At 73.8% G+C, this 2,413-nt stretch carries 1 protein-coding gene and 1 pseudogene; both read right to left on the bottom strand.

Annotated elements, in window-relative coordinates:
* Nucleotides 1-444: pseudogene (locus RT323_RS16510) on the bottom strand (exodeoxyribonuclease V subunit alpha); the annotation flags it as partial.
* A partial coding sequence (locus tag RT323_RS16515) for a 3'-5' exonuclease (protein WP_313410375.1) occupies nt 441-2,413 on the bottom strand: 1,973 nt, incomplete at its 5' end. The gene RT323_RS16515 and the pseudogene RT323_RS16510, both read right to left, overlap by 4 nt.

A 2,413-nucleotide genomic window follows, 5' to 3' on the forward strand; every position in this document is an offset into this window, starting at 1 on the left:
GGCTCGCTGGTCGGCGTGGCCGGCGCCGGGGAAGAGGCGGTCGAGGTCGGCGCGGAGCAGGTCCTCGTCCAACGGTGGCGCGGCGAGGTCGGCCCGGGCCGAGAGGTCGTCGCACAGCGCGACCTCGAGCTGGCGGTAGCGGTCGAGATAGAGCAGGTCGTGCTCGACGAGGAGCACGCGCTCGAGCCGGCTGGACCGCACCGCAGCGAGCAGCGCCTGCGGCTCGGGCCACGTGAGTCCCGGGACCTCGGGATCCTCGCGCGGGTCGAAGCAGGTCGACCCGTGCCGGACCGCGCGCACGGCGAACGCCAGGGCCAGCAGCGGGAGAGCGGCGGTCTCACCGGCGGTCTCACCGGCGATCGCACCGAGGCGAGCGGTGATCAGGGCGTCGCCGGGGGTGAGCACCTCGGCGGTGACGAAGTCGTCGATCGTGGCCGTGGTCATCGGGCGGTCCCTCCGGTCGAGCCGTCCAGGAGGTCGGACAGGGCGGTCACCAGCTCGGTCGGCGGACGCCACGAGAAGACGCCGTGGGGCACGCCGTCGACGCGCGGCGACTCGGGTCCCGCCATGCCGCGGACGTAGAGGTAGAGCACGCCGCCGAGGTGCTGCTCGGGTGAGTAGCCCCGCAGCCGCCAGCGCAGGAAGCGGTGCAGCACGACCGCGTAGAGCAGCGCCTGCAACGGGTACGTGCCCGAGTTCATCGCGTCGGCTAGGGCGTCGGGCCGGTAGCCGGCGATCGTGAGGGGCACGTCCGTCGGTCCGAGCCAGTTCGTCTTGTGGTCGATCACCAGGAAGCGTCCGGACGGCAGCCGCAGCGCGAGGTCGATCGAGCCCGTCAGGTACCCGCGCAGGGACTGGTCCGCGAGACCCGGTGAGCGCAGGCGGTCGGCGAACGGCCGGATCGGGTCGTCCGGGGCCAGGTGCCGGTCGAGCAGGTCGGCGACGTCGGCCAGGCGAGTCAGCGAGGGAACGGGTCGGTCCCCGCCCCCGAGCGGGATCTCGAAGTCGAGCTCCTTCCACTGCGGAGTCGCGAGCACCGTCGCCAGGTCGTGATCGTCGGCCAGCGGGCCGAGCGGGGTCGACAGGATCGCCTTGAAGGCCGTCACGGCGGTGTCCACGTCCAGGTCGACCGGCCAGAGCCCCAGCTGCTCCTCGATCCGGGCGCGCAGCTCGGCCTCGAGGTCGGCTGCGGTGACGTCGACCTCCTCGAGGACGCCGTGGACGAGGCTGCCGAACGTGGCGCCCCTGGGCAGGTCCGCCATCGGGGACGGCCGTGGGTCCGCGTCGGCCGGCTCGGCCACGACGAGGTCGGTCTCGTCGGTCGTGCCGTCGTCGGGCGCCTCGGTGCCCACATGGGGCGAGTCGTCCTCACGGGTGAGGCCCGTGTACGACGTACGGCGCCAAGCGGTGTCGAGCGCGCGGTCGAAGTGGCGCACGGCCAGGTCGCCGGCCTCCTCGATCTGCGCGGGCGGGGACACGGTGCGCTCGGTGACGGGCTCGACGACCGGACCGCCGGCCTCCTGCCACCCGAGCAGCACCGAGCGGGCCGTCGAGTCGTCGGGCACGGCCGCGCGCTCGGGCACGTCCGGTGAGGTCGGGTCGCCCCGGAACAGCAGGCGGTGCAGGCCCGAGTTGCGCGCGTCGCGGGTGGGCGCCCACCAGGCCACGAGCTGGGACTTCGCCCGCGTCATCGCGACGTAGGCCAGCCGCAGGACCTCGCCGGCGTCTTCGGCCTGCGAGAGCCTGGAGTGCTCGCCGAAGTCCGGGTGACCCGTCCCGCCCACGTCGAGGATCCGCGCGCCCGTGGCGTCGTGGAAGCGCGGTCGCTCCTCGCGGTCGGGCTTCCACCGGTTGAACAGGAACGGCAGGTGGACGATCGGGAACTCGAGTCCCTTGCTGGCGTGGATCGTCAGCACCTGGACGGCCTTGGCGTCGCTGTCGAGCCGACGGGTGAGCTCGGCGGACTCGCCGCGCTCGCTGCGCTGACGCCGCAACCACTGCACGAGGCCTGACAGCCCGAGATGCTCGCGCAGGGCGACCTCGTGCATCAGGTGGGCGACGTGTCGCAGGTCGGTCATCCGGCGGTAGCCGTCGGCCCGCGACAGGATGCGCGCGGCGAACGACTCGTCGGTGATCGTCTCGACGACCGCCGCGACACCGCGCGCCGCCAGCAGGTCGGCGAGGTCACGCACCCGGGTGGCGATCCTGTCGGTGAGCTGGTCGCCGCCGGCGACCAGACCGGCGACGTCGTGGCCCAGCAGGTCGGTCAGGGCCGCGGCGCGGACGAGGCCCGAGCGCTGGGGCGACTCCATTGCCTCGAGCAGCGCGAGCCAGTCGTCGGCGGCCTCGCTGGTGAGCACGTTGCTGCCGCCGCCGAGCACGGCCGGGATGCCGTGACGGGCGAACGTCCGGC

Origin of the sequence: Aeromicrobium sp. (assembly GCF_032084975.1) — a bacterium.
Classification (GTDB): Bacteria; Actinomycetota; Actinomycetes; order Propionibacteriales; family Nocardioidaceae; genus Aeromicrobium.